18 protein-coding genes and 4 pseudogenes are annotated in these 22,093 nt (G+C 68.8%); 14 read left to right on the top strand and 8 right to left on the bottom strand.

Features of this window, described 5'->3' with window-relative positions; genetic code table 11:
- Nucleotides 1-138 precede the first annotated feature (138 nt).
- The 3 genes from ACIBJG_RS19355 to ACIBJG_RS19345 all read right to left on the bottom strand — a co-directional run bounded on the left by ACIBJG_RS19355 (nt 139) and on the right by ACIBJG_RS19345 (nt 5,521).
- A complete protein-coding gene (locus ACIBJG_RS19355) occupies nt 139-1,236 on the bottom strand; it encodes an enolase C-terminal domain-like protein (protein ID WP_399308729.1) in 1,098 nt (365 codons plus the stop codon).
- Nucleotides 1,237-1,283: 47 nt separating this feature from the next.
- Nucleotides 1,284-4,304, bottom strand: a complete 3,021-nt coding sequence (locus tag ACIBJG_RS19350) for a discoidin domain-containing protein (protein ID WP_399308878.1) — start codon at nt 4,302-4,304, stop codon at nt 1,284-1,286.
- 392 nt (nt 4,305-4,696) lie between these two features.
- Nucleotides 4,697-5,521 (bottom strand): FadR/GntR family transcriptional regulator, encoded by an 825-nt coding sequence (locus ACIBJG_RS19345; protein ID WP_399308728.1) that lies wholly within the window; start codon nt 5,519-5,521, stop codon nt 4,697-4,699.
- Nucleotides 5,522-5,894: 373 nt separating this feature from the next.
- Between ACIBJG_RS19345 and ACIBJG_RS19340 the strand changes: the two genes are divergently transcribed.
- The 5 genes from ACIBJG_RS19340 (at nt 5,895) to ACIBJG_RS19320 (ending at nt 9,792) form a co-directional block, all read left to right on the top strand.
- A complete protein-coding gene (locus ACIBJG_RS19340; RefSeq protein WP_399308727.1) occupies nt 5,895-6,728 on the top strand; it encodes a fumarylacetoacetate hydrolase family protein in 834 nt (277 codons plus the stop codon).
- Between the two features lies 1 nt (nt 6,729).
- A complete protein-coding gene (locus ACIBJG_RS19335) occupies nt 6,730-7,482 on the top strand; it encodes an SDR family NAD(P)-dependent oxidoreductase (protein ID WP_399308726.1) in 753 nt (250 codons plus the stop codon).
- Between the two features lie 5 nt (nt 7,483-7,487).
- Nucleotides 7,488-7,811, top strand: a complete 324-nt coding sequence (locus ACIBJG_RS19330) for an L-rhamnose mutarotase (protein WP_399308725.1) — start codon at nt 7,488-7,490, stop codon at nt 7,809-7,811.
- 164 nt (nt 7,812-7,975) lie between these two features.
- Nucleotides 7,976-8,815 carry an amidohydrolase family protein gene (locus tag ACIBJG_RS19325; protein WP_399308724.1) on the top strand — a complete coding sequence of 280 codons (840 nt, stop codon included), beginning with the start codon at nt 7,976-7,978 and terminating at the stop codon, nt 8,813-8,815.
- The gene (locus tag ACIBJG_RS19320; RefSeq protein ID WP_399308723.1) at nt 8,812-9,792 is read left to right on the top strand and encodes an aldo/keto reductase; all 981 of its coding nucleotides are present in this window, start codon (nt 8,812-8,814) and stop codon (nt 9,790-9,792) included. Before ACIBJG_RS19325 ends, ACIBJG_RS19320 begins: the two co-directional genes overlap by 4 nt.
- Here ACIBJG_RS19320 and ACIBJG_RS19315 read toward each other — a convergent pair.
- Nucleotides 9,785-10,057, bottom strand: coding sequence for a DUF1330 domain-containing protein (locus ACIBJG_RS19315; RefSeq protein WP_399308722.1), 273 nt, complete (start codon nt 10,055-10,057; stop codon nt 9,785-9,787). The two genes, ACIBJG_RS19320 and ACIBJG_RS19315, sit on opposite strands and share 8 nt — an antisense overlap.
- Before the next feature lie 482 nt (nt 10,058-10,539).
- Between ACIBJG_RS19315 and ACIBJG_RS19310 the strand changes: the two genes are divergently transcribed.
- Together ACIBJG_RS19310 and ACIBJG_RS19305 are read left to right on the top strand one after the other, a co-directional pair.
- Nucleotides 10,540-11,358, top strand: coding sequence for an isocitrate lyase/phosphoenolpyruvate mutase family protein (locus ACIBJG_RS19310; protein WP_399308721.1), 819 nt, complete (start codon nt 10,540-10,542; stop codon nt 11,356-11,358).
- 56 nt (nt 11,359-11,414) lie between these two features.
- Complete coding sequence (locus tag ACIBJG_RS19305; protein WP_399308720.1) at nt 11,415-12,581, top strand: IS630 family transposase; 1,167 nt, start codon at nt 11,415-11,417, stop codon at nt 12,579-12,581.
- A 303-nt stretch (nt 12,582-12,884) separates the two neighbouring features.
- Here ACIBJG_RS19305 and ACIBJG_RS19300 read toward each other — a convergent pair whose 3' ends face one another.
- Nucleotides 12,885-13,880, bottom strand: a complete 996-nt coding sequence (locus ACIBJG_RS19300; protein ID WP_399308719.1) for a hypothetical protein — start codon at nt 13,878-13,880, stop codon at nt 12,885-12,887.
- 395 nt (nt 13,881-14,275) lie between these two features.
- Between ACIBJG_RS19300 and ACIBJG_RS19295 the strand changes: the two are divergent.
- A pseudogene (locus ACIBJG_RS19295) lies at nt 14,276-15,211 on the top strand (IS5 family transposase).
- Nucleotides 15,212-15,265: 54 nt separating this feature from the next.
- Here ACIBJG_RS19295 and ACIBJG_RS19290 read toward each other — a convergent pair.
- The gene (locus ACIBJG_RS19290) at nt 15,266-16,180 is read right to left on the bottom strand and encodes an alpha/beta hydrolase (RefSeq protein WP_399308718.1); all 915 of its coding nucleotides are present in this window, start codon (nt 16,178-16,180) and stop codon (nt 15,266-15,268) included.
- A gap of 109 nt (nt 16,181-16,289) precedes the next feature.
- Between ACIBJG_RS19290 and ACIBJG_RS19285 the strand changes: the two genes are divergently transcribed.
- Nucleotides 16,290-16,724, top strand: a complete 435-nt coding sequence (locus ACIBJG_RS19285) for a MarR family winged helix-turn-helix transcriptional regulator (protein WP_399308717.1) — start codon at nt 16,290-16,292, stop codon at nt 16,722-16,724.
- A gap of 75 nt (nt 16,725-16,799) precedes the next feature.
- Here ACIBJG_RS19285 and ACIBJG_RS19280 read toward each other — a convergent pair.
- A pseudogene (locus tag ACIBJG_RS19280) lies at nt 16,800-17,248 on the bottom strand (transposase); the annotation flags it as partial.
- Here ACIBJG_RS19280 and ACIBJG_RS19275 point away from each other — a divergent pair.
- The 3 genes and pseudogenes from ACIBJG_RS19275 to ACIBJG_RS19265 all read left to right on the top strand — a co-directional run.
- Nucleotides 17,246-17,572: pseudogene (locus ACIBJG_RS19275) on the top strand (amidohydrolase family protein); the annotation flags it as partial. The pseudogenes ACIBJG_RS19280 and ACIBJG_RS19275 sit on opposite strands and share 3 nt — an antisense overlap.
- 38 nt (nt 17,573-17,610) lie before the next feature.
- Nucleotides 17,611-18,336, top strand: coding sequence for an Atu4866 domain-containing protein (locus ACIBJG_RS19270; protein ID WP_399308716.1), 726 nt, complete (start codon nt 17,611-17,613; stop codon nt 18,334-18,336).
- 211 nt (nt 18,337-18,547) lie between these two features.
- Nucleotides 18,548-18,994 (top strand): annotated as a pseudogene (locus ACIBJG_RS19265) (MFS transporter); the annotation flags it as partial.
- Nucleotides 18,995-19,655: 661 nt separating this feature from the next.
- Here ACIBJG_RS19265 and ACIBJG_RS19260 read toward each other — a convergent pair.
- Nucleotides 19,656-20,498, bottom strand: coding sequence for a helix-turn-helix transcriptional regulator (locus tag ACIBJG_RS19260; RefSeq protein WP_399308715.1), 843 nt, complete (start codon nt 20,496-20,498; stop codon nt 19,656-19,658).
- A gap of 198 nt (nt 20,499-20,696) precedes the next feature.
- On the opposite strand from ACIBJG_RS19260, the gene ACIBJG_RS19255 reads away from it, so the two are divergent.
- Together ACIBJG_RS19255 and ACIBJG_RS19250 are read left to right on the top strand one after the other, a co-directional pair.
- Entirely contained in the window at nt 20,697-20,918 is a 222-nt protein-coding gene (locus ACIBJG_RS19255) for an Atu4866 domain-containing protein (RefSeq protein WP_399308876.1), read from the top strand.
- Nucleotides 20,915-21,757 (top strand): oxidoreductase, encoded by an 843-nt coding sequence (locus ACIBJG_RS19250; RefSeq protein ID WP_399308714.1) that lies wholly within the window; start codon nt 20,915-20,917, stop codon nt 21,755-21,757. Before ACIBJG_RS19255 ends, ACIBJG_RS19250 begins: the two co-directional genes overlap by 4 nt.
- The last annotated feature ends 336 nt before the right edge of the window (nt 21,758-22,093 follow it).

Genomic DNA, 22,093 nt, shown 5'->3' with positions numbered 1-22,093 from the left:
GGGGCGCGCCCGGGGGCGGGTCCGCCGGGACCTCGTATACCCGCAAGACCACACGTTCTTCCATTTATTCTTCTGCCAAAACGGACGGCCCCGGGGGGGGGGGGGGGGGGGCCGCGGGGGGGCGCCCACCGCGCGGGGTCAGCGGGGCTGCTCGACGTAGCTCTGCAGCTCGCTGCCGTAACCGAGGCCCAGCGGGAGCGCGATGCCGGGGCCAGTGGGTGCGTGCACCAGGCCCTGGGCGTCGACGTGGCGTTCACGCACGACCTTCGCCGAGGTGACCAGCGACTCGTAGTACGTGGTGTTGGAGATGGCCATGCACAGGTGGTGGTTCGGGATGTCCGATCCGTGCACCTCGGCGCGGAGCCGGTAGGCGTCGGCGAGATGCGCGGTGCGCATGGCACCGGTGACGCCGCCGCGCAGCGTGGTACTGGCCCGGACGCCGAAGGTGGCGGCGCCCGACCTGATGAAGTCCGCGGAGTTCATGTGTGCTCCGTCGGAGGTCTCGGCGACCAGCAGCGGCACGTCCACGGCCGATGCCAGCCGTTCGTACGCGGTGATGCTGAACTCGCGCATCGGCTCCTCGTACCAGAGGTAGTCCGCCTCCGACAGCGCCCTGCCCAGACGGATCGCGTCGGGCAGGTCGAAGCCGGCCGAGCCGTCGTACATGAGCGGGACCGACGGGCCGACGTGGTCGCGCAGTGCCAGGCAGAGCTCGGCGTCACGGCGGGCGTCGCCCCAGGCGTGCAGCTTGATGCCGTGATAGCCCAGCTCCAGGCACTGGTCCGCCACATCGAGGAACTCCGCGATGCTGGAGAACGTCGAGGTGGAGGCGTAGGCCGGGATCGATTCGCGGTATCCGCCGAGCAGGCGCCAGACCGGCTGGTCGTGGTAGCGGCCGGCCAGGTCCCACAGGGCGGTGTCGATGAGGCCCAGAGCGGGGAGCGGCAGTTCGTGGATCCGGTCCAGCTCCCACACCCGGTGCCACAGCCATTCGCGCTGGAACGGGTCGGCTCCCACGAGTTCCTCGCGGAACACCCGGTCGACCAGTTCCCGGAGGGTGACGTAGGCGCCGGGGCGGGCGAACAGAGCCACGCCCTCGGCTCCTTCGTCGGTGCCGATGCGCAGGACCGCGCCGTCGCCCACCGGAGCGCTTCCGCTCAGTCCGTCCCTCCAGCTGAAGGGCGGGTCGGCCGCCGGAACTTCGATCCGGTGTACTTCGACATGCGTGATCTTCATGCTTGCTTTCGTTTCTGTGGGGATGCGGAGCTGAGGCTGTCGGAGGCTCAGAGTTCGCCGTACGCCTGGAGCCCGTAGATGCTGCCGCCGTTGCCGCTGCTGCCGGTGACGGTCAGCCGCAGATAGCGGGTGGTGACGGGGGTTTCGGCGAACGAGTGGTTGGCCGAGGAGGTGGTGTTGTCCGCGGTGTGGTCATCGAACGTGGACCAGGTCGTGGCGTCGTCCGAGTACTCGAGGCGGTAGGTGTAGCCACCGGCCTTCTCGAACGTCGTGACGACGCCGGAGACCTTGGTGTCCTTGCCCAGGTCGACCTGGATCCAGGACGGGTCGGGTAGACCCAGGCCCTGGGCCCAGCGGGTGGACAGGTCGCCGTCCACCGCCTTCTCTGGGGTGTTGTCCTCCGAGAAGGAGGAGGCGGTGACCGGCTTGTTCTGTGCCAGGTCGTGGTCGGCAGGCGTCGTGACGACGGCCGCGCTGCTGGGCTCGGAGGTGTTGAGCACAGAGTCGCGGGCCTCGACGTTGAAGGAGTACTCCGTGGCCGGGGTCAGGTTTCCGACCCGCAGGGTCGTGGCGTCCGTGACCGCGATCCGCTTGCCGTCCTGGCGGACGACGTAGCTGGTCACGCCGGTGTCATCGGTCGAGGCCGGCCAGCTGAGCTCCAGCAGACCGGGCAGCAGCGCCTTGGCCGAGGGCTGTCCGGGCGCGGTGGGAGGCGTGCGGTCCGCGGCCGGGGCGCTGGGGGTGCCGTAGACCTGCAGGTCGAAGATGCTGCCCCCGTTGCCGCCCGAGCCCGTGACGGTCAGGCGTACGAAGCGGCCGGTGACGGGCGCGGCGCCGCGTGCGTAGTCCGTCATCGCCTTGGTGGCGGTGCCGGTGCGGTCCACGAGCGTCGTCCAGTGGACCTCGTCGGGCGACACCTGGATGCGGTATTTGTAACCACTGCTCTTCTCGAACGTGGTGATCGCGCCGGTCACGTCGTACCGGGCACCCAGGTCGACCTGGATCCAGGACGGGTCGGGCATCCCGATGCCCTGGGCCCAACGGGTGGAGAGATCGCCGTCCACCGCCTTTGCGGGGGTGTTGTCCTCGGAGTCGGAGGACGCGGTGACGGGATTCCTCAGGGCCAGGTCCTCGCCGATGGGCATGGTGACCGTGAGGGCCTTGCTCTGCTTGGACTCGTTGCCGGCGGCGTCCCGGGCGGTGACCCGGAAGCGGTAGGACGTGCCCGGTGTCAGTCCGGGGACGCGTACCGAGGTCGTGCCCGAGGCGCTGACGAGCTTGTCGTCGCGGTAGACCGAGTAGCCCGTGACCCCCGTCTCGTCCTTGGACGCGGCCCAGCTGAGGTCGGCCACGGTCGGGAAGTCGGTGACGGCCTTCGGGGTGCCGGGGGCGGTGGGCGCCTTGGTGTCGGAGACCGCCGGGCCCGGGTCGAGGTGCTGGTAGGCGGGCTGCAGACCGGCGTTCTTCACGATCGAGGCCGGCATCTGGGCGCACGAGTCCACGGTGATGTTGCCGTTGACGTCGTTGTTCCTGCTCAGGTTCTGGACGCTGAAGGCGGGGTTGCTCGTGTAGTTGGCGGTGGCGGTGTTCTCCTCGGCGTGGTTCATCAGCAGCCACTGGAAGGCCACGTCGCACAGGGCGTTGCCGGTGTTCAGCCAGTGGCGGCTCGCCTCGTCGTGGTACACCGCCCCGTACGCGTGCTCCGGAACACCGTGGATGTAGTTGCCGGACACCCTGCCGCCGGGGTTGGCGCTCAGGGTGTAGACCCCGCCGCCGTCCGCCTGGGACTGCATGATGTCGCCGATCTCGTTGTCGGTGACAACGTTGTTCCTGCTGATCGTCGGGGTGTCCGAGACCGGAATACCGGCGTTGCCGGGGTAGGCGGAGTTGCCGCCCTTGTCGGTCAGGCCCCAGCCCCAGCCGACGGAGATGCCGCTGTAGGGGAGGTCGTAGACCTTGTTGTGGGTGATCACCGTGCTGTCGGTGTAGCCGGCCAGGATGCCGAGCGATCCGTTGTACTGGTCGGCGACGTCCGTGACGACGTTGTTGCTGACCGTGGTGTTCCTGGTGATGTCCCGCACGTCGTCGGGGTGGGCGTCGCCCCACTCGACGCCGCCGACCTGGATTCCGGTGGCCGCGATCTGGCGGAAGACGTTCCCCGTGATGTCGGTGTTCTGGGAGCCGGTGTTGAGGTTGAGGCCGACGGCGCCGAGGTGGGTGAAGGTGTTGCCGGTGAAGCCGATGTGCTGCCCGTGGCTCACGTTGACCGCGCCGGGCGTCTTCTTCCAGTTCAGCCGGGTGGAGTCGAAGTCGGGGTTGTCCCTGCCGACCATCCGGAAGCCGGCCTGGCCCTCGATGAGGCCCTCCGGTGAACTGGGTGCGAGCCAGGTGGAGTACGAGAAGGTGATCCCCTGGAACGACACATGGGTGACGGGCTTGTCCCGGGTGCCGTTCAGGTCGACCAGGTCCTGTACGACCGGCACGGTGACCTCGGACGTGGACAGGTCCGAGCCGTCCTCGGGCATGTAGTACACCTCGCCCCGGCCCTTGTCGACGTACCACTCACCGGGGGTGTCCAGCAGCTCCCGGGCGTTCTCCAGCCAGGTCGGGTTCTGGATCTCCTGGCCCTCCTGGAGGTGCGCGTTGTCCCAGCAGGGCTGCTGCATCTTCATGGTCTTGCCGGAGATCGACTCCACCGGACAGCGCTGCAGCTTCCATCCCCAGCTGCTGACGACCTCCAGGTCCGAGGGGCGCGCGTAGTCGCTGATGCTCGCATCGGTGAAGGTGTAGCCGGTGGACGTCTTGCTGAAGCCGGACGGGTTCTTGGCGCTGCGTGCCCGGGTCTGGAGTTCCCCGTCGACGTACAGCTGGCGGGTATCGAGGTCACCGATCTTCGCCTTGTAGACCCGCCCGGAGGCGTCTGCCTTCGTCCAGCCGGTGATCTGCTTGCCGCCGCTGATCACGGGGTGTGCGCCGGGCGCGGCTTCGTAGATGATGCGGTGACCTTCACCGCCCGAGTCCTCGGAGGTGAGGCTGAAGGTGCGGCTCAGCTGGTGTGTCCCCGACATCAACCGCACATGGATGTCGCCGCGGGCCTTCGACTTGGCACCGCGCACGTAGTCCCTGGCGTGCTCCAGAGTCCGGAAGGGGTGTGCCGCGGAGCCGGACCCGGAGTCCCGGCCGGCCGGCGAGACGTACACCTGCAGGCCGGCCGAGGCCTGGGCGGAGGCCGCCTGGGCGGGGGCGGCGGCCAGTGGGACGGCGGCCGCCGCGGCCAGGGACAGTGCGGCTGCCAGTGCTCTTCGCAGTGGTACGGATATGAGTGTGCGGGCAGACGGTACAGACACGTGAATCCAATCGCCTGAGTGAAGTGATGTCGGGGAGCCCGGTCGTCCGCCGGGCTCCTCTGGCGTTGGGGGCTCGGGCCCGCGGACCCGCTCTCGCCGGTGGGCGGCCCGGACTACCGGGCGGGGTCAGGGACGTCGACCGTGCCGGTGCTCTGCGTGGGCACGGCGGCGTCCTGGCCGTTGTGGTTGAACACCCGGTTCCGGATCTTCTGCTCGAACTGGCGTCGTGTGGTGGCGATGTGCTGTGCCATCAGCTCCCCGGCGAGTTCGGCCTCCCCCGCGGCGACCGCCTCGGCGATGTCGAGGTGCTGACGTGCGGCGACCTCCAGGGACCCGGGAGCGTCGCCGTGGAAGAGCAGTACGTCGGACTGCGACGCCAGCCGGCGGACGTTGCCGACGCTCGACCTGAGGAACACGTTGTGCGCGGCGGCGCCCACCGAGTCGTGGAACGCCTCGTCGGCAGCGGCGAAGCCGTGCCCGTCGTCGGCCCTGGCCGCCAGCAGGGAGGTCTGCGCGCACTCACGGATGGAGCGGACCTCGATCGGTGTGGCCAGGGATGCGGAGCGGCGCGCCGTCTCCGTCTCGATCACGGTCCGGTAGTCCAGGAGCATCAGGACGTGTTCGAGGCTCGTGGGCCGGAAGTGCGAAAGACCGTCGTCCACCAGCCCGCCGCCGGACTCGGCGACGAAGATGCCCGCCCCGCGGCGGACGCTCAGCCGGCCGATGGCCGCCAGGACCTTCACCGCCTCGCGGGTCACGTTCCGGGTGGCACCCAGCAGTTCGGCCAGCCCCTGTTCGGTGGGGAGCCGGTCGCCGGGCCGCAGGTTCTGCTCGGCGATGTGGTTGAGCAGCTGCTCGGCCACCAGCTCGTAACCCGGGCGGTAGGGGTGTGCCGCGTCGTCATCCGCTGGGCCGGGCGCCCGTGAGGGATCTGCCACGAGGTGAGTCAACTCCTTGGACTTCGATTAATCATGTTCATCGGCCGGGGCAACTATGACATCTGCGTTACGGGCTGGAAAGAGTTGGCGGAAATATTCCTCCAACTTGCAGGCCTGGAGGGTGTATTACCTACTCAAATCGGGCATTTGCTTCGGAAGTGTTGTGCGAAATCGATCAGATCCATAAGGTCCTGGCTGTCGGATGAAGCAGATCCTTGGTGATGGGCTTGTGCCGGTCCCGGGACAGGGGCATGGCGCGACCGTCATCAGGGAGCTCTCCGACGCGAGCCGCGAGCAGTGGGCGGGGCCCAACAGGCGGCCCACGCCCGGCGCGGCAGGACTTCGAGCACACACCCCGTGGGAGAGAACCACTGTGAGACTGGCACGACACGGCGCAGCAGGAGTCGAGCGCCCCCTGATATCCGGTGCCGACGGCGCATGGCGTGATCTGCGCCCCGTCATCGACGATCTGACCCCGGCCACGCTCCCCGCGGTGCTGGGCGGCATCGACATCGGCGCGCTGCCGGTCGTGGAGGCCCCGGGCCGGTTCGGCCCGCCGCTGAGCGGAATCGGCAAGATCGTCTGCATCGGCCTGAACTACCGCGCACACGCGGCGGAGACAGGCGCGGCCGTACCCGAGGAGCCGATCGTCTTCCTCAAGACGCCGGACACCGTGGTCGGCCCCGACGACCGGGTGCTCATCCCGCGCGCCTCGGCGAAGACCGACTACGAAGTGGAGCTCGCCGTCGTCATCGGCCGTGAGGCCCGGTACCTGCTCGACGATGACGCCGCAGCCGCATGTGTCGCCGGCTACGCGATCAGCAACGACGTATCCGAGCGCGAGTTCCAGCTCGAACGCGGCGGACAGTGGGACAAGGGCAAGAACTGCGAGACCTTCAACCCGCTGGGCCCGTGGCTGCTCACCGCGGACGAAGTGCCCGACCCTCAGGCCCTCGGCCTGCGGCTTTCCGTCAACGGCGAGCCAAGGCAGGACAGCAACACCTCCGACATGATCTTCGGCGTGCACCGGATCATCCGCTACCTGAGCCACTTCATGGTGCTGCGCCCCGGGGACGTCATCAACACCGGTACCCCCTCCGGCGTCGCCATGGGCCTGCCCGGCATGCCCTACCTGCGCGAGGGAGATGTCGTGGACGTGGAGATCGACGGCCTCGGCCGTCAGCGCCAGACCTTCGGGCAGGCCTGACATGGGTACGCATGAGGGCCTCCGCGCCCTGATCACCGGCGGTGCCTCCGGTATCGGCCTGGCCACTGCCCGCCGGCTGCGTACCGAAGGGGCACAGGTGGCCGTGCTCGACCTGGCAGCCCGTGCGCCGGAAGACCTCGACTGCTACGTCCGCGCCGACATCGGTGACGACGCCTCCGTCACGGCCGCTGTGGCCGAGGCGGTCTCGGCACTGGGCGGTCTGGACGTGCTCGTCAACAACGCGGGGATCGGCGCCCAGGGCGGCATCGAGGACAACGGCGACGACGAGTGGCACCGGGTGCTGGACATCAACGTTCTGGGGCTCGTACGTGTCACCCGGGCCGCGCTGCCCGCGCTGCGAGCCTCCGCCAACGCCGCCGTCGTCAACATCAGCTCGATCGCGGCCACCGCCGGACTGCCGCAACGGGCCCTGTACTCGGCGAGCAAGGGGGCGGTGCTCTCGTTGACCCGGGCGATGGCCGCAGATCTGCTCCCGGACGGCATCCGCGTCAATGCGGTGAATCCCGGCACCGCGGACACGCCCTGGGTCGGCCGGCTGCTGAGCAAGGCCGACCACCCGGACGCCGAGTACGCGGCCCTGGCGGCCCGGCAGCCGCACGGACGGCTGGTCAGTGCCGACGAGGTCGCGGCGGCCGTCGCCTATCTGGCCTCGCCGGCCGCCGCGTCCACGACCGGCAGTGCCCTGGCCGTGGACGGCGGGATGGACGGGCTGCGCCTGCGGAAGGAGAACTGATCCCGATGCGCCGTTTCGCAGCGGTGATCCGTCTCCGGCCCGAGAAGGAGACCGAGTACCGTGCCCTGCACGCCGCCGCGTGGCCGGGTGTGCTCGCGACCCTCAAGCGGGCCAACATCGGCAACTACTCCATCTTCCTTCGGGACGGCCTGCTGTTCAGCTACCTGGAGTACACCGGGGCCGACTACGCCGCCGACACAGCGGCCATCGCCGCCGACCCGGTCACACGGGAGTGGTGGGCGCTGACCGACCCGTGCCAGCAGCCGGTCGACAGCGCGGCCGACGGTGAGCGGTGGGCGCCCGCCGAGGAACTCTTCCACCTGGACTGACCCGTACACAGAAATTGCCGGGCAACGTCCGTACACAACAGGTGTGCTCGACCTGCGTACCCGACACCGGACTTCCGGGCAGGCGTCATGCTCGTACGGGGCGCCTGCCCGTCGCTCCGCACCCCCGAACCGGCCCAGCCGGCCCCGACCCAGAGGACAGAACGGTGCGCATCGACGCTCATCATCATCTGTGGGACCTCGACGTGCGCGACCAGTCGTGGACCCGCGAACTGCCCGCCCTGCACCGCACTTTCACCCCCGACGAGCTGCGGACACTGCTCGACCGGAACGCCGTCGACGCCGCGGTCGTCGTACAGACCGTCGCGGTCCCGGAAGAAACTTCCGAACTGCTCGCCCTGGCAGCGCGGGACCCGCACATCCGCGCGGTCATCGGCTGGACGAGCCTCACCGACCCCGCGATCGGCGACCGTCTCGCGGAGCTGCGCGAGCGGCCCGGCGGCGCCACGCTCGCCGGCATCCGCCACGGCATCCAGGACGAACCCGACCCGGACTGGACGGACCGCCAGGATGCACGCCGAGGCATGGCAGCCGTCGGCGCTGCCGGACTCGTGTACGAACTGCTCGTCCGCCCCGACCAATTGCCCGCCGCGGTGCGCGTCGTACGTGACCTTCCGGACGTCCCCTTCGTCCTCGATCACGCCGGCAACCCCGTCATCGGAGCCGGCACTCTGGAGCCGTGGACCGCGCTCATGAGGGAACTGGGGGAGTGCCCCAACGCCTCCGTGAAACTCTCCGGGCTGGTCACCAGGCCCGGGGTGGGGCCCGACCGGATGCGTAACCTCAGGCCCTACATCGACGTACTGCTGAACACGGCCGGCCCGGACCGCCTCATGTACGGCTCCGACTGGCCGGTCTGCCTTCTTGCGGCCGGATACGACGAAGTCCTGGCCACCGCCGAGGCACTTTCCGCGGACTTGAGCACCGACGAGCGCGACGCCGTGTTCGGCGCGACCGCGGCGCGCTGGTTCGGGATTCCCGTATGAGGACGCGCAGACTGGGCCGCAGCGAAGTCCGTATCAGCGCTCTGGGGTTCGGTGCCGCGCCCCTCGGCAACCTGTATACGCCGATCAGCGACGACGACGCGATGACCGCGGTGGATGCCGCCTGGGACGCGGGGGTGCGCTACTTCGACACCGCCCCCCACTACGGCCTCGGCCTGTCCGAGCGCCGGCTCGGCGCCGCCCTGGCACACCGCCCGCGAGCCGGCTTCACCGTCTCCACCAAGGTCGGCCGCCTGTTGGAGCCCCATCCCGCGCCCACCGGATCGGACCTCGCCGCCGGCGGTTTCGCCGTACCGGACACCCTTGTCCGGCGCCCCGACTACTCCCGCGACGGCGTCCTGCGGAGTCTGGAGAGCAGCCTCACGCGGCTGGGACTGGACCGGGTGGACATCGTCTACGTACACGATCCCGACGACCACCTGGGCGTAGCGCTCGACGAGACCCTTCCCGCCCTGGCCGCCCTGCGTGACCAGGGCGTCGTGGGCGCCATCGGTGTCGGCATGAACAACGTGGCTCCGCTGGTGCGTGTCGTCGCCGAAGCGGATGTGGACGCGGTGATGGTGGCCGGGCGATGGACCCTCCTCGACCGGACCGCCCGCCCGCTGCTGGACGCGTGTGCGCGGCGCGGGGTGTCGGTCGTCGCCGCGGCCCCCTTCAACTCCGGCCTGCTCAGCCGCCCCCAGCCCATCGACGGCGCGACTTTCGACTACGGCCCCGCTCCGGCCGCCGTGCTGGACCGGGCCGCGCGGCTGGCCCGCGTCTGCGCGCGCAACGGGACCTTGCTGCCTCACGCGGCCGTCCGCTTTCCCCTGCGGGCTTCCGTGGTGGCCGGAGTCGTGGCGGGCTTCCGGTCGGCCGACGAGGTCGAGTCCGCCGCGAGCTGGGTGGGCGACGACCTGAGCGCGAGCACGTGGGCGGAACTCGACGCGGCCGTTGAGACAGCTCCCGACATCAGTTGAGCGCACCGCCGCGAACCCAGTTCCTGTTACTGAGGGCACCGCGGCGCCAGATGGTGGTGATGTCCAGCGTGTGGTCGAGCCTTGCCCTCACGTATCCCGCGGGCCTGCCGGTACTCCGGGAGTCGCGCCACTCCCGGATCCGGTCCATGGCGGGAAATTCGATGACCACGAACCGGGAGGAATCCCATGTGCCTTCGGCGGGCCCGGGTGTCGGGCCTGCGACCAGGTAACGGCCGCCGTGGCTGAGGACGGACTCTTGGGCCACGGATGCGTAGGCCAGATCCGCCTCCCTGTCGAGCACATTGACGTTCGCCGTTGCGCATGCCGCAGCCACTCATCAGGTCGGTGATCAGCAGGAAATCGTCGTCGTCGCCGGCGGGGCGGATCTCTCGGAGCTTCTCTGGAGAGGGGACTACTGCGCGCTTCGGGTCGTATTGCGGGGGCTTGACTCCATCCAGCGGGTTGTCGTCGTAGAGGCCCAGCCGGTGGGCATCGAAGGTGATTGACTTGAGCTTGTCGAAGGCGTTGAAGAAGGTTCCCATGCCGCGGGCCAGGGTCTTGTTCGCCATCGTTCGGTCTCCGGGGGCGTGTGCGCTGACCTGCTGTTTCTTACTGGCGCTAAGTGGTCGGCTCCGGAAATCCTTCGGGGGTTGACTTCGGAGCCGGGGTCATGGGCCGGTTTCGAGGTCGACGTCTGTGTCGGATTCTCGCCAGAAGATGGGCAGTAGTCGATGTTTGACTGCTTCCATGACCATCACGCAGCCGACCAATGCCCAGCTCTTCCGCTCCCTGCACACCCCAGCTGCACCCCTCGCGCTCGCCAACGCCTGGGATGTTGCGAGCGCCCGCGTCATTGAGGCTGCGGGCGCCCCCGCGATCGCAACCACCAGTGCCGGTGTCGCCTGGTCGCTGGGTTCTCCGGACGGCGACATCCTTACCCGCGAACGGGCGCTGAAGCTGATCGCCCGGATCGTCGCTGCCGTCGCGGTGCCGGTCACCGCTGACATCGAGGGCGGGTACGGGAAGGACGCCGCCGACGTGGCCGAGACCGTCGCCGGGGTCCTCGCGGCGGGCGCCGTCGGCGTCAACATCGAAGACGGCACCCGGCCCGCAGCAGAACTGGCATCGCGCCTGGCCGCGGCCCGGCAGAGTGCCGACCGGGCAGGCGCGGATCTGTTCCTCAACGCCCGTATCGACACGTTCCTGCTCGGGCTCGGCGCCCCGGACACCCGGCTGAAGGAAACCCTGGATCGGGCGCATGTGTACGTTGACGCGGGCGCGGACGGCATCTTCGTCCCCGGCGTCACCGACACCGCCACCATCGAGGCGCTGGCCAGGGGCATCTCCGTGCCGCTGAACGTCATGGCCGGCCCCGGCGCACCGAGGGTGGCCGAGCTCGGTGCCCTCGGCGTGGCTCGCGTCACTCTCGGATCGGGCGTGGCGCAGGCCGCCTACGCTGCTGCCCGCCGCGCCGCACAGGACCTCTTGGGCACCGGCGGCTACGACTCTCTCACCGAGGGCATCGCCTTCCCGGAACTCAACGCGCTGCTCTCCGGGCCCCACTGACCGGCCCGCCAATGCCCGCCAGCGGGCCTCGCACACCAGGAGTTGGCCCGTCTGTCGTGCCTGTTGCCGCCGCCTGTCAAATATTTCTCACCGCCACAGACCGCAAGCGGCTGAAGAAGATGGCCTGGGGCCACAAGAGCGAGTACCGGGAGCGGGTGCGGGCGCAGATCGTGCTGCACGCCGCGCGCGGCCGCTCCAACGCCCGCATCGCGCGGGAGACGAACCTGCACCTCGACACCGTGCGCCGCTGGCGGCACCGCTTCGCCGAACAGGGACTTGCCGGACTGAGGGACCGCCAACGGCCCGGCCGCCCGTCTTCGTTCACGCCCTTGCAGGCCGCCGAGGTGAAGGCGCTGGCCTGCCGTCTGCCTGCCGAGAGCGGAGTGCCGCTGTCGCGCTGGTCGGGCCCGGAGCTGGCCCGCGAGGCCACCGAGCGGGGCATTGTCACCTCGCTGTCGGCCTCCACCGTGCGCCGCTGGCTCAAGTCCGACGCGCTCAAGCCGTGGCAGCACCACTCCTGGATCTTCATCACCGACCCTGACTTCCGACCCAAAGCCCAGCCTGTCCTTGACCTGTATGCCCGCACCTTCGAGGGCGCCGCGATGGGAAACGGCGAGTACGTCATCAGCGCGGACGAGAAGACCTCCGTCCAGGCCCGCTGCCGCTGCCATCCCACCCTCGCCCCCGGCCAGGCCAGAGCGATGCGGGTCAACCACACCTACCGGCGCGGCGGAGCCCTGTCCTACCTCGCCGCCTACGACGTCCACCAGGCGAAGGTCTTCGGCCGCTGCGAGGAAACCACCGGCATCGTGCCGTTCATGGCTCTGGTCACCCAGGTCATGAGTCAGGAGCCCTATGCCACCGCGAAACGCGTGTTCTGGATCGTGGACAACGGTTCCTCCCACCGAGGGAAGAAGGCCGCCGACCGGCTGACCACGGCGTTCCCGAACGCGGTCATGGTCCACACCCCCATCCATGCTTCCTGGCTAAACCAGGTGGAGATCTACTTCTCCGTCGTTCAGCGCAAAGTCGTCCAACCCAACGACTTCACCGACCTGACCCAAGTCAGTGAACGGCTCCGGGACTTCGAGAACCGCTACAACGCCACGGCACAGCCGTTCCAGTGGAAGTTCACCACCTCCGACCTGGACGATCTGCTGGCCAGGCTCGACCGGCACACCACCGATCGCCCAGAACAATCCTCCGTCGCACTGACAGCATGATCAACCCCCGAAGGATTTCCGGAGCCGACCACTAAGGCTTCGAGGTGTGCCCGACCATGCCTGCGTCGTGTTGTGGGCCAGGAAGACCTGGAAGCGGCTGAGAGCGCGTCAGGGGAAGGGTCTCCGCTGGACCGGTGTTCCCATCTGTGCCCGCGTCTGACCTTGTGTGCCAGGACGGAATGCTGACTCACTCAATGCTGACCGTTCTGACTAGTTGTCAGGTAGGTGGGCTGCCGGTTGAGGCGACTGGGGATCATCCGGGGTGCCTCTCGGGTGAACGGTCTGGCCGACGAACCGGCGGCATCATTCATTGGCGAAGGTCTCGTCTGCGTCCGTAGCCCCAGATGCCCAGGACGGGGATCGGCGGTGTGACCGCGCGCTCTCCAGGCGCACTGAGACCGTCACAATGAACTGGTGGCAGAAGTCAAGCTCTTCCTCCGTCGGCGCGTATCCCGTCGGGACGGTCAGCCGGGGGTGGCTCCGACTGCCGTGCACGTCTGGTGTCAGTTGATCGAAGCGCAGGTACTCCTCGTATCCGATGCCCAGCGCCATCAGATGAAGGACTTTCTGCATGCCAGCTACCGCGTGTGCGGTGTCGCTGATCATGCGGCCGATCTTCTCCTCGCGGGGTGTCGGACCGTGTTGGGTGCCGGGGTTGTGCAGTGCAGCCAGGGTGTGGGCGATCTCGTTACCCCAGGACGGGTTTTTTCGCATAGACCGTCCAAGGGAGGCGGCAGGTAGCCACCCGCTGCCCTGCACCTGGTCGTCAAAGAGGTCCCGGAACGCCAACGCGAGGTCGCCCATGCCCTCCATATGGCTCCCGGCGGCGAAGCGGCTAACGGCCTGTTTCGCGAGGTCTCTGATGTGCGGCTGAGAAATCACATCCGACATGTCGAGAGTGAAGAAGTCGATACCGAAGACCCTGGGAACGTTGTCTTCGAAGAACCCGGTGGTGTCGCTGACGGCCTGCGCCACAACATCGGGAACGGGCATGTTCCCCACATGCTTCAGGCCGTTTCGGTGGTCATGCAGCCGACGCATGCCAGCAACTCCACTCAGATGGACGCCCGCACCCCCCATCCTCAGCTTCCGCCAGTACCCCAGAAAATCGACCCTGGCGTCCAACGGAGCATGGAGGATGTCGCCTGTGAGAACAAGAAACATCTCAACTGAATCGTGCAGTGAGAGCAGGCTCGTCGCTGCCATCGGCATTGGCAGTCTCCCCTGCTCAACGCCCTGCTGGTAGAGCAACTTGATGAACGCCAGACGCTTGGCCGCCTGCGCGCCGAGTGTGAGCATGCCCCGCCCCTTTCACCGGATACCAGGAGACTATCCGCGCCCATTCGAAGTGCCCGGCGGTGCGAGCACACCATCACTGCCTGAACTTGTTCGCACCCTGACAAATCGAAGCGGGCTGCGCACCAAGCTCCCAGTGGCTGGCGTCGTCGAACACCCGTCACAGTGCGGTCGTCGTTCGACGCACCCCGCGGCCGTCGGGCTGGTGGCACCGCACGCCGAGCTGGCCCGGCGCATCACCTGCTCTGCTGATTGGTGCGGTTTACAACTGTTGCTGGAGCCAGCAGAAGCCGAGACCTACGATGCCGGCCCCAGTGGCATAGGCGACACCGCGGAGAGCTAGGCACTGTTTCTCGGATCTCCTGACGCGGGTCGGGTATTGGGTCCAGGGTGGTTGTATGGGTCGTGGGGATCTGACGAATGCGGAGTGGGACCGGCTGGAGTCGTTCCTGCCGCAGGGTGGTACGCGTGGCGGTCGTTGGAGTGATCACCGGCGGGTGATCAACGGGGTTCTGTACCGGGTGCGGACGGGTGTGCAGTGGCGGGATCTGCCGGAGCGGTTCGGGCCGTGGGAGACGGTCTATAAGCGCCATCGCCGCTGGTCGGCGGATGGAACGTGGGAGATGTTGCTGTCGAAGGTCCAGGCTGCCGAGGACGCCGCGGGCCGGATCGACTGGGAGGTGTCGGTGGACTCCACCGTGGTGCGGGCTCACCAGCACGCCGCCGGCGCGAGAAACGCGCCCCCGGCCGCAGTTCCTCAAAAGGGGGCCGGACGGGGGACGAACCAGGTCGATCCGGTGCTGCGGAAACTGGTCATCCGGCTGGAGGGGGTGGTCAGGTCAGCGAATGCCTGGGACGGTCCCGAGGCGGCTTCACCACCAAGATCCACCTCGCAGCCGAAGGGCGATGCCGGCCCCTCGCCCTCGCACTGACGCCGGGACACTATGGGGACGGCCCGCAGTTGGAGCGTGTGCTGGAGCTGATTTCTGTGCCTCGCACCGGAGTCGGTCGGCCTTGCACGCGGCCCGACCGCGTGTTGGCGGACGAGGCTTACACCTCCCGGAAGAAAGAACCGCCGCTACCTGCGACGACGCGGAATCCGGCACACCATCCCCGAACGCCTTGACCAGCAGAGACATCGCAAGAACCGAGGCTCCCGAGGCGGCCGGCCCACCGGATTCGACCGCGAGCACTACAAGAAGCGCAACACCGTCGAACGCGCCATCAACCGCCTCAAGGGCTTCCGCGCCGTCGCCACCCGCTATGAGAAACGCGCCTACATCTACCTCGGCACCGTCACCCTCGCGGCCCTCATGATCTGGCTCCGAACATGATCCGAGAAACAGTGCCTAGTGCTGTGACCGCATAGGTTCGCCGGTTCGGATGCCTTACAGGTTGTTCACATAGAAGCTGGTGAGTCGTTCGACGGCAGCGTCGACGTATTCGGGCTCGTCGTACATCTCGTAGTGGCCGGCGCCGTCGATCACCATGAGGTCGACGGGGTTGGGGGCCAGCTTCCACAGCTGCATGCCGGTGTCGTAGGAGCCGGTGTTGCCGATGCGTCCGGCGAGGATGACCTGTAGCGGCTGGGTCATGAGCTGATCGGCCAAGTGGAACGCGTCATAGCCCAGCAGGAGGGAGTCGCTGCGCGAGAGGCGCCGATTTGTGGAGTGTTCGTCACCGCCGCGCTCGGTGCGGTAGTAGGTGATGGCCTGAGTGGTGTCAATGTCGGTCAGGCCCGCTGTCGTGGCGTCCTCGAGGGTGTCGGGCAGCCAGTTCACACGGGTCGTCTCGCCGGAGCGGGCCTCTTCGACACGTGCGTCTGCGAGGGCGTTGAGTGTTGCGGCCGGACCGTCGGGCTGGAAGCGGCGGAATGAGGTGCCCATGTTGCTGGGGACGACCGTGCCGACCGCTTTGATGCGGTGGTCCGTGCGGGCGGTGTGCACGGCGTAGCCCCCACCGGCGCAAATGCCGAGGACGCCGATGCGCTGCGGGTCGATGCCGGGGGTCGTCGTGAGCACGTCGATGGCGTAGGAGATGTCCTCGCCTCGGCGGTAGGGGTCTTCGAGGTCGCGGGGCTCACCTCCGCTCTGGCCCTGATGGGCGGGGTCGAAGACGAGCGCCGCGATGCCGCGGGCGGCGAGACGGGAGGCGTAGTTGGCGCCGATCTGCCCCTTCACGCTGCTGCCTGGGGTAGAGAGCACCACGGCGCGCAGCGGTGCGCTGCTGTCGGCCTTGTCCGGCAGGTGGAGGTCGGCGGCGAGTTCGATGGGACCGCGCGGGATCGTGAGGTGCTGAAGCATGTGTGGCTTCCTTCGTGAGGTCGTTGTTCCATAGGAATCCAGCACAAAACAGCAACTGGTACAATATGAAACTAATACGAAACGGTACCACCTTGGGACGGGGGCTCGCATGTCAGTCGACGGGGCGCAGCTGTGGACGCTGAACCAGCGGTTGCTGGGCGTAGTGATGGATGCCTGCACGCGGGAGCTGGCCGAGCTCGAGTTGGAGACGAAGGAGTTCTTCGTCCTGGCCGAGGTCGAGGCATCGCCGTACCCGGCCGAGATCGCGGCTGCGCTGCTGCTGCCCAAGGCGAGCGTGACGGTCTACGTTCGCAACCTCGTCGCCAAGGGCTTTATCCGCCGCGAGATCGACGAGGCGGACTTGCGGCGTCATCGGCTCGTACTGACCCCTGAGGGCACGCAAGCACGCGATCGAGCACTTGCAGCCCTCGCGGCGGAGTACGACCGCAGGTTGGCGAGGGTCACCCCCCAGGACCGCGTTGAGCTGCAACGCATCCTCAAAGCGATGCTCGCCTCGCCCGAGTCAGGCCGTATGCGCGAGTGATTCGTCTGTCCGGTGCTCTGCTGCACGTTCGGGCTGCGACCGCATGGATTCGTCAGATCGTTCAGGTTGCGACGGCAAGGGACGTTCGCCCCAGCGGATGCCCTTCTCGCTTCGAATGCGGGCGCGTTCGCGACGCTGCGCCGCGAGGACGTCGGGGTGGCGGGCGTTGGCGTTTCGCCAGCGCAGGTAGGCGTGCAGGGCCCGGGTCTGCACGCTGTGGTTGCGGTGGTGGGATTTCGCGATCGTGAACTGCCGCAGGGGCCCAAACGGGCTTCGATCGGGTTGGCCCAGGAGGCGTAGGTCGGGGTGAAGCACAGCTCGACGCGGTTCTTCTTCGCCCAGCGACGGATCTTGTCGCCCTTGTGGGCGGACAGGTTGTCCAGGATGACGTAGATCGGGGCGCCGTCCGGGCGCGCGGCCCGGATCGACCTCAGTGCGGCCAGGGTGTTCACCGCCCCCTTCGTGCGGCGGTTGACGCCCCACAGCCGGTCGTCGCCGACGGAGTAGCAGCCGTGGAGCCGCCGGCCCGGATCACCACCCACGACGTCCTGGACTTCGCCACCCTCCAGGGCGCCCGCACCAACGGCCTGGCCGGCGTCACCGGCTCCCTCACCGTGGGTAAGAAGGCCGACCTGCTGGTCATCCGGGCCGAGGACCTGAACAACATGCCGCTCAACGACGCCGTCGGCACCGTCGTGCTGGGCTCGGACGCCCGCAACATCAGCGCCGTCCTCATTAACGGCGCACCCCGCAAGTGGAACGGCCAGGTCCTCGACGTCGATCTGCCCGCGCTGCGCGAGGAGGTCCACGCCTCCCGTGAGTACGTCCTCAACACTCCTGCCGCCTGACGACGGCTCCACCGCCTCGACGTAGATCAGGTACCGACATGACCAGCATCCCCTTCACCATCCCGCGCCGCGACAACGACATACTGCGCGAGCTGCGCGCCCCTCAGGGCCGGCCGCTGCTGCTGACCGGCGGCACCGTCGTGACCGGCAATGAGCTGCTGGGCGACTGCCAGAACGCTGATGTCATCATCGGCGGCACCGTGATCGTGGGCATCGGCCCCGGCCTGCTGACCGCCGCCGGCGACGACAACATGATCGTCGTCGACTGCGCGGGCACCCTCGTCCTGCCCGCCGCCACCGACTTCACCACCCCACACACCGGCGCCACCCTCACCCCCGGCCAGAGCGCCGACATCGCCGTCCTGCGGCTGGCCGACACCCCCGAAACCCCCGCCGGCGCGGTACCGGCCCGTGGCAGCCACCTCGACCTCCTGATCACCGGCGGGCAGGTCCGCCTCTGGGGCGGACGCCCCCTCGACGAGGCCGGCACCCCCACCGCGGCGGCCCCTGCCAGTGAGCCTGTCTACGACCCGGCACATCCCTTCGTGGGGATGTGGGTCGACGATCACGACTTCGTGCGCCAGGAGCTGCTGCCCGACGGGCGCTACGAAGAGGCGCGCGGGAATCGCCGAAGCGCCTACCAGGGCCGCTACTGGATCACCGGCAACCGCATCGACTACCTCGACGACCTGGGCTTCTGGGCCTTCGGCGAATTCCACGACGGCCACCTGCACCACGCCGGCTACCGCCTCACCCGCCGCTGACCACTCCACCCCCACGATCCCTTCCCGGCCGATCGCACACCTTCCGTGCGATCGGCCGCCCCATGCCCACCCCGGAGTCCCCGTGCCCCATCCCCTCGTTCCCTCCCGGCACCCGGCCAAGACCGCCGCACCGGGCACACCCCCCGGCTGGGCCCCCACCACCGCGACGATCACGCTGCTGACCTCGCTCGGCGTCCTGGTCGTCGGCCAGATGTACACCGTCCTGGCCCTGCTCCACCCCAGGGCTCTCTCCCTGCACGCCACACCCGAGCAAGTCACCTGGACCGCGACGTCGTTCGGGTTCGCCTACGCCGCCGGCTTTCTCGTCGTCGGCCTGCTGACGGACCGGTACGGGCCACGCGCGGTGATGACCGCCGGGCTGGTGGCAGCAACGGCCGCCACCGCCGTGGTCAGCGCAGCCCCGGACCTGAACTGGGCCATCGCACTGCGCATGGTCCAGGGGCTGACAGCCGCGGCGTTCGCGCCCGCCGCGTTCTCCTACGTCACCCACCGCATCGCACCCAAGCGGCGCGCGATTGCCCTGACCTGCGTCACCAGCGGCATGCTCGGCGCCGCCGTCCTCATGCAGATCGCAGCCCAAGCCGTCGCCGCCGGGCCCGGATGGCGCGCGGTGTTCCTCCTCAGCGCCGCCCTCATAGCCCTGAACCTGCTGCCCCGTACGCCGCACCCTGCGCCCCACCCCGCGCCAGGACACCGGCAGCAGCCTGCTGCATGCCTTCGCCGCGATGCCGCGGCTGCTGCGCCGGGGCCGTCTGCTCGCCCTGTACGCAGCCACCGTGACCTTGATGGCGGGATTCGTCGCCCTCTACACGGCCGTGTCCGTCGCCGGGCCGCCCGGTATCGCCGGGAACCCCACCGCGATCCTGACCCTACGGGCCAGCGCCCTGCCGGCACTGGTCGCCGTCCCCCTGCTCGCGCCCGTCCTGTCGCGGCTGGCCGCACCGAAGCCTCTGGTACTCGCGCTGGGCGTGGCCGCTGTCACCGCCACCGCCGCTTCCCTGCTCGGCGGACACACGATCCTCCTGACCGTGGCACTGCTGCTGTTCGTGGGCGCCGTCGCGACCGCGGCACCCGCTGTCGTCGAGACCGTCAATGCGACGGCCCCGCACGCGCGCGGCGCAGCCGTCGCCCTCTACGCGTGCAGCATGTTCATCGGCGCCAGCCTGGGCCCGCAACTGGCCGGCGCCCTCACTGGTCAGGGCTTCGGCACCATCCTGCGCGTCGCCGCCGCCGGGCTCGTCCTGGGCGCCGCCCTGGCACTGCCGGCCACGCGTATAAGACTCTGCCTTCCCGGGAGCTCACTGCTCCGGAGCAGTCTCCTGGCGGTGGGTGGCGTGGAGGCTGCCGAGCAGGGCCAGCGCCTGGGCGCCGGGGCTTCCCGATGCGGCGTGGTAAATCACCAGCTGCTGGCCCGGCGCGCCGCGGACGTCGAAGGTCTGGTAGGTGAGATCGAGACGGCCGACATCGGGGTGCAGGAGCTCCTTGCCGGCACGGGTCTTGCCGTGCACGGTGTGCGAGGACCACAGGGCGGCGAACTCCTCGCTCTCCTCGGTCAGAGATTCGACGAGGTCATGCAGACGCCGGTAGTGCGGATCCAGACCCGCGGCGTGGCGCAGTCCGGCCACGACCGCCTCCGCTGCCCGCCCCCACTGGGTGAAGAAGCTCCGGGCGGCCGGATCGAGGAAGGTCATGCGGGCCATGTTGTCCATTGTCCCGAACGGTGAGAACAGGGCATCGGCCAGCGCGTTCGACGCCAGGAAGTCGTTGGCCGGGTTCAAGACGAACGCCGCGGCGTTCGCGTATCCATCCAACAGCTCCCGCAACGCAGGACTGACCGCTTCTCTCGGCTGCGGTCGCTCACCCTCCGGTGTGGTGCCCGCCAACCGGAAAAGGTGCTCCCGAGCTTCGACATCCATCAGCAGCGCGCTGCTGATCGCCTCAAGGATCTGCGGCGAAGGGCTGCGCTCGCGGCCCTGTTCCAGGCGGGCGTAGTAGTCGCTGTTCATGCCGGCCAGGACGGCGACCTCCTCCCGCCGCAGCCCCGCCACCCGGCGCGCGCCCCAGGAGGCGAGCCCGACATCGTCGGGGCGCAGGCGGGCGCGGTGGGCACGCAGGAAATCTCCGAGATCGTTGCTGGTCACCCCTCCAGGCTATGGCGCAGCCTTCCGGCGTGCCTGGGTGCCCTGTACCCAGGCACGACTCGTCCTGGCTCCCTTCCCCCGGCCCGCCCACGCTGGTGGCCGGCACCCTGACACGAGAAGGAGCGCATTGTGAGGAACCAGTCGAGCCCACCAGAGAAGGCCGCCGGGCGAAGGACCGGGGACGTGGACGTGGTCGGGATGTGGGTGACCGCGGACGGACACATCCGCCAGGAACTGCGCGCTGACGGCCGCTACGACGAAGCGCGCGGCACCCGGTCCAGCGCCTACACCGGCCGCTACACCGTGACCGGCAACCACCTGCACTACGTCGACGACACCGGCTTCACCGCCACCGGCGACATCCGCGACGGCGTCCTCTTCCACGAACACCTCGTCCTCTGCAGGGAGAACAAGGCATGACCCCCACCACCAAGATCTTCCTGATCACCGGCGTCAGCAGCGGCCTCGGCCGCGCGTTCGCCACCGCCGCCCTGGACGCCGGCCACACCGTCGTCGGTACCGTCCGCAAGGAGGCGGACGCACAGGCGTTTACCGCCCTGCACACCCAGCGCGCCCACGCCCGCCTCCTCGACGTCACCAACGACACCGCAGTCCGCACCGTGATCGGCGAGGTGGAACAGACCGTCGGGCCCGTCGACGTACTGATCGCGAATGCCGGATACGGCCTGGAGGGCACCTTCGAGGAAACGTCCCTGGCCGACCTGCGCGCCCAGTTCGACGTCAACGTCTTCGGCGCCGCCGCCACCGTCCAGGCCGTCCTGCCATTCATGCGCACACGGCGCCGCGGGCACATCCTGGCCGTCACCTCCATGGGCGGACTCGCCTCCTTCCCCGGCGTCTCCGCCTACTGCGGCAGCAAGTACGCCCTCGAAGGCATCCTCGAAGCCGTCGGCAAGGAAGTCGCCGGCTTCGGCATTCACGTCACCGCCATCGAGCCGGGCTCCTTCCGCACTGACTGGGCGGGCCGCTCCATGGTCCGTGCACCACGGTCCATCCCTGACTACGACGACCTGTTCGAACCCATCCGTGCCGCCCGCCAGGCCGCCAGCGGCAACCAGCTCGGCAACCCCACCAAAGCAGCCGCCGCCCTCCTGCACATCCTCGACGAACCGAACCCGCCGGCCCACCTCGTCCTCGGATCCGACGCCCTGCGCCTGGTCCGCGCCGGACGCGCGGCGGTCGAGAGCGACCTCGACACATGGGAAGACCTCACCCTCTCCACCGACGAGGCGCCGTAAGCCACCCGCGCACCACAGCCACAGCATTGGAGACGACACGCAGGAAGGCAGACGGGCAGACCCCGGCGGCGGTGGTACGAGAGCACTACGCCCGCCGGCCCGTCCCGCACCGCCCGGTACGGGAGGGGCCGATCCACGGACCAGTCGCCTTTCAGGCGCCTTCGGTCCTGCCACTGACAAAACTCTGCGCCGTACTGACATCTACTCTGCGCACGACAATCCTGCCCACCCTCCTCGGCAAGAGGCATCCACCAGCGGACAAATGACAGATGGCGCTCTGTCCATAATCTTGGCTCGCACACGAGACCTGGCGCGGAAGGCGGGGTCTCCATGGCG

Source organism: Streptomyces sp. NPDC050422 (genome assembly GCF_044458665.1).
In the GTDB taxonomy this organism is placed as follows: domain Bacteria; phylum Actinomycetota; class Actinomycetes; order Streptomycetales; family Streptomycetaceae; genus Streptomyces.
Note: the sequence above shows the minus strand (reverse complement) of the source record. Positions and strands in the feature narration are given on the sequence as shown.

Excerpts from the sequence above, each read along its gene's own strand:
- ACIBJG_RS19270 (WP_399308716.1), top strand. The coding sequence starts at position 17,611 with ATGACCAGCATCCCCTTCACCATCCCGCGCCGCGACAACGACATACTG.
- ACIBJG_RS19320 (WP_399308723.1), top strand. The coding sequence starts at position 8,812 with ATGAGGACGCGCAGACTGGGCCGCAGCGAAGTCCGTATCAGCGCTCTG.
- ACIBJG_RS19330 (WP_399308725.1), top strand. The coding sequence starts at position 7,488 with ATGCGCCGTTTCGCAGCGGTGATCCGTCTCCGGCCCGAGAAGGAGACC.
- ACIBJG_RS19290 (WP_399308718.1), bottom strand. The coding sequence starts at position 16,180 with ATGCTTCAGCACCTCACGATCCCGCGCGGTCCCATCGAACTCGCCGCC.
- ACIBJG_RS19335 (WP_399308726.1), top strand. The coding sequence starts at position 6,730 with ATGGGTACGCATGAGGGCCTCCGCGCCCTGATCACCGGCGGTGCCTCC.
- ACIBJG_RS19350 (WP_399308878.1), bottom strand. The coding sequence starts at position 4,304 with ATGTCGGGGACACACCAGCTGAGCCGCACCTTCAGCCTCACCTCCGAG.
- ACIBJG_RS19310 (WP_399308721.1), top strand. The coding sequence starts at position 10,540 with ATGACCATCACGCAGCCGACCAATGCCCAGCTCTTCCGCTCCCTGCAC.
- ACIBJG_RS19355 (WP_399308729.1), bottom strand. The coding sequence starts at position 1,236 with ATGAAGATCACGCATGTCGAAGTACACCGGATCGAAGTTCCGGCGGCC.
- ACIBJG_RS19285 (WP_399308717.1), top strand. The coding sequence starts at position 16,290 with ATGTCAGTCGACGGGGCGCAGCTGTGGACGCTGAACCAGCGGTTGCTG.
- ACIBJG_RS19255 (WP_399308876.1), top strand. The coding sequence starts at position 20,697 with ATGTGGGTGACCGCGGACGGACACATCCGCCAGGAACTGCGCGCTGAC.
- ACIBJG_RS19300 (WP_399308719.1), bottom strand. The coding sequence starts at position 13,880 with ATGCTCACACTCGGCGCGCAGGCGGCCAAGCGTCTGGCGTTCATCAAG.
- ACIBJG_RS19250 (WP_399308714.1), top strand. The coding sequence starts at position 20,915 with ATGACCCCCACCACCAAGATCTTCCTGATCACCGGCGTCAGCAGCGGC.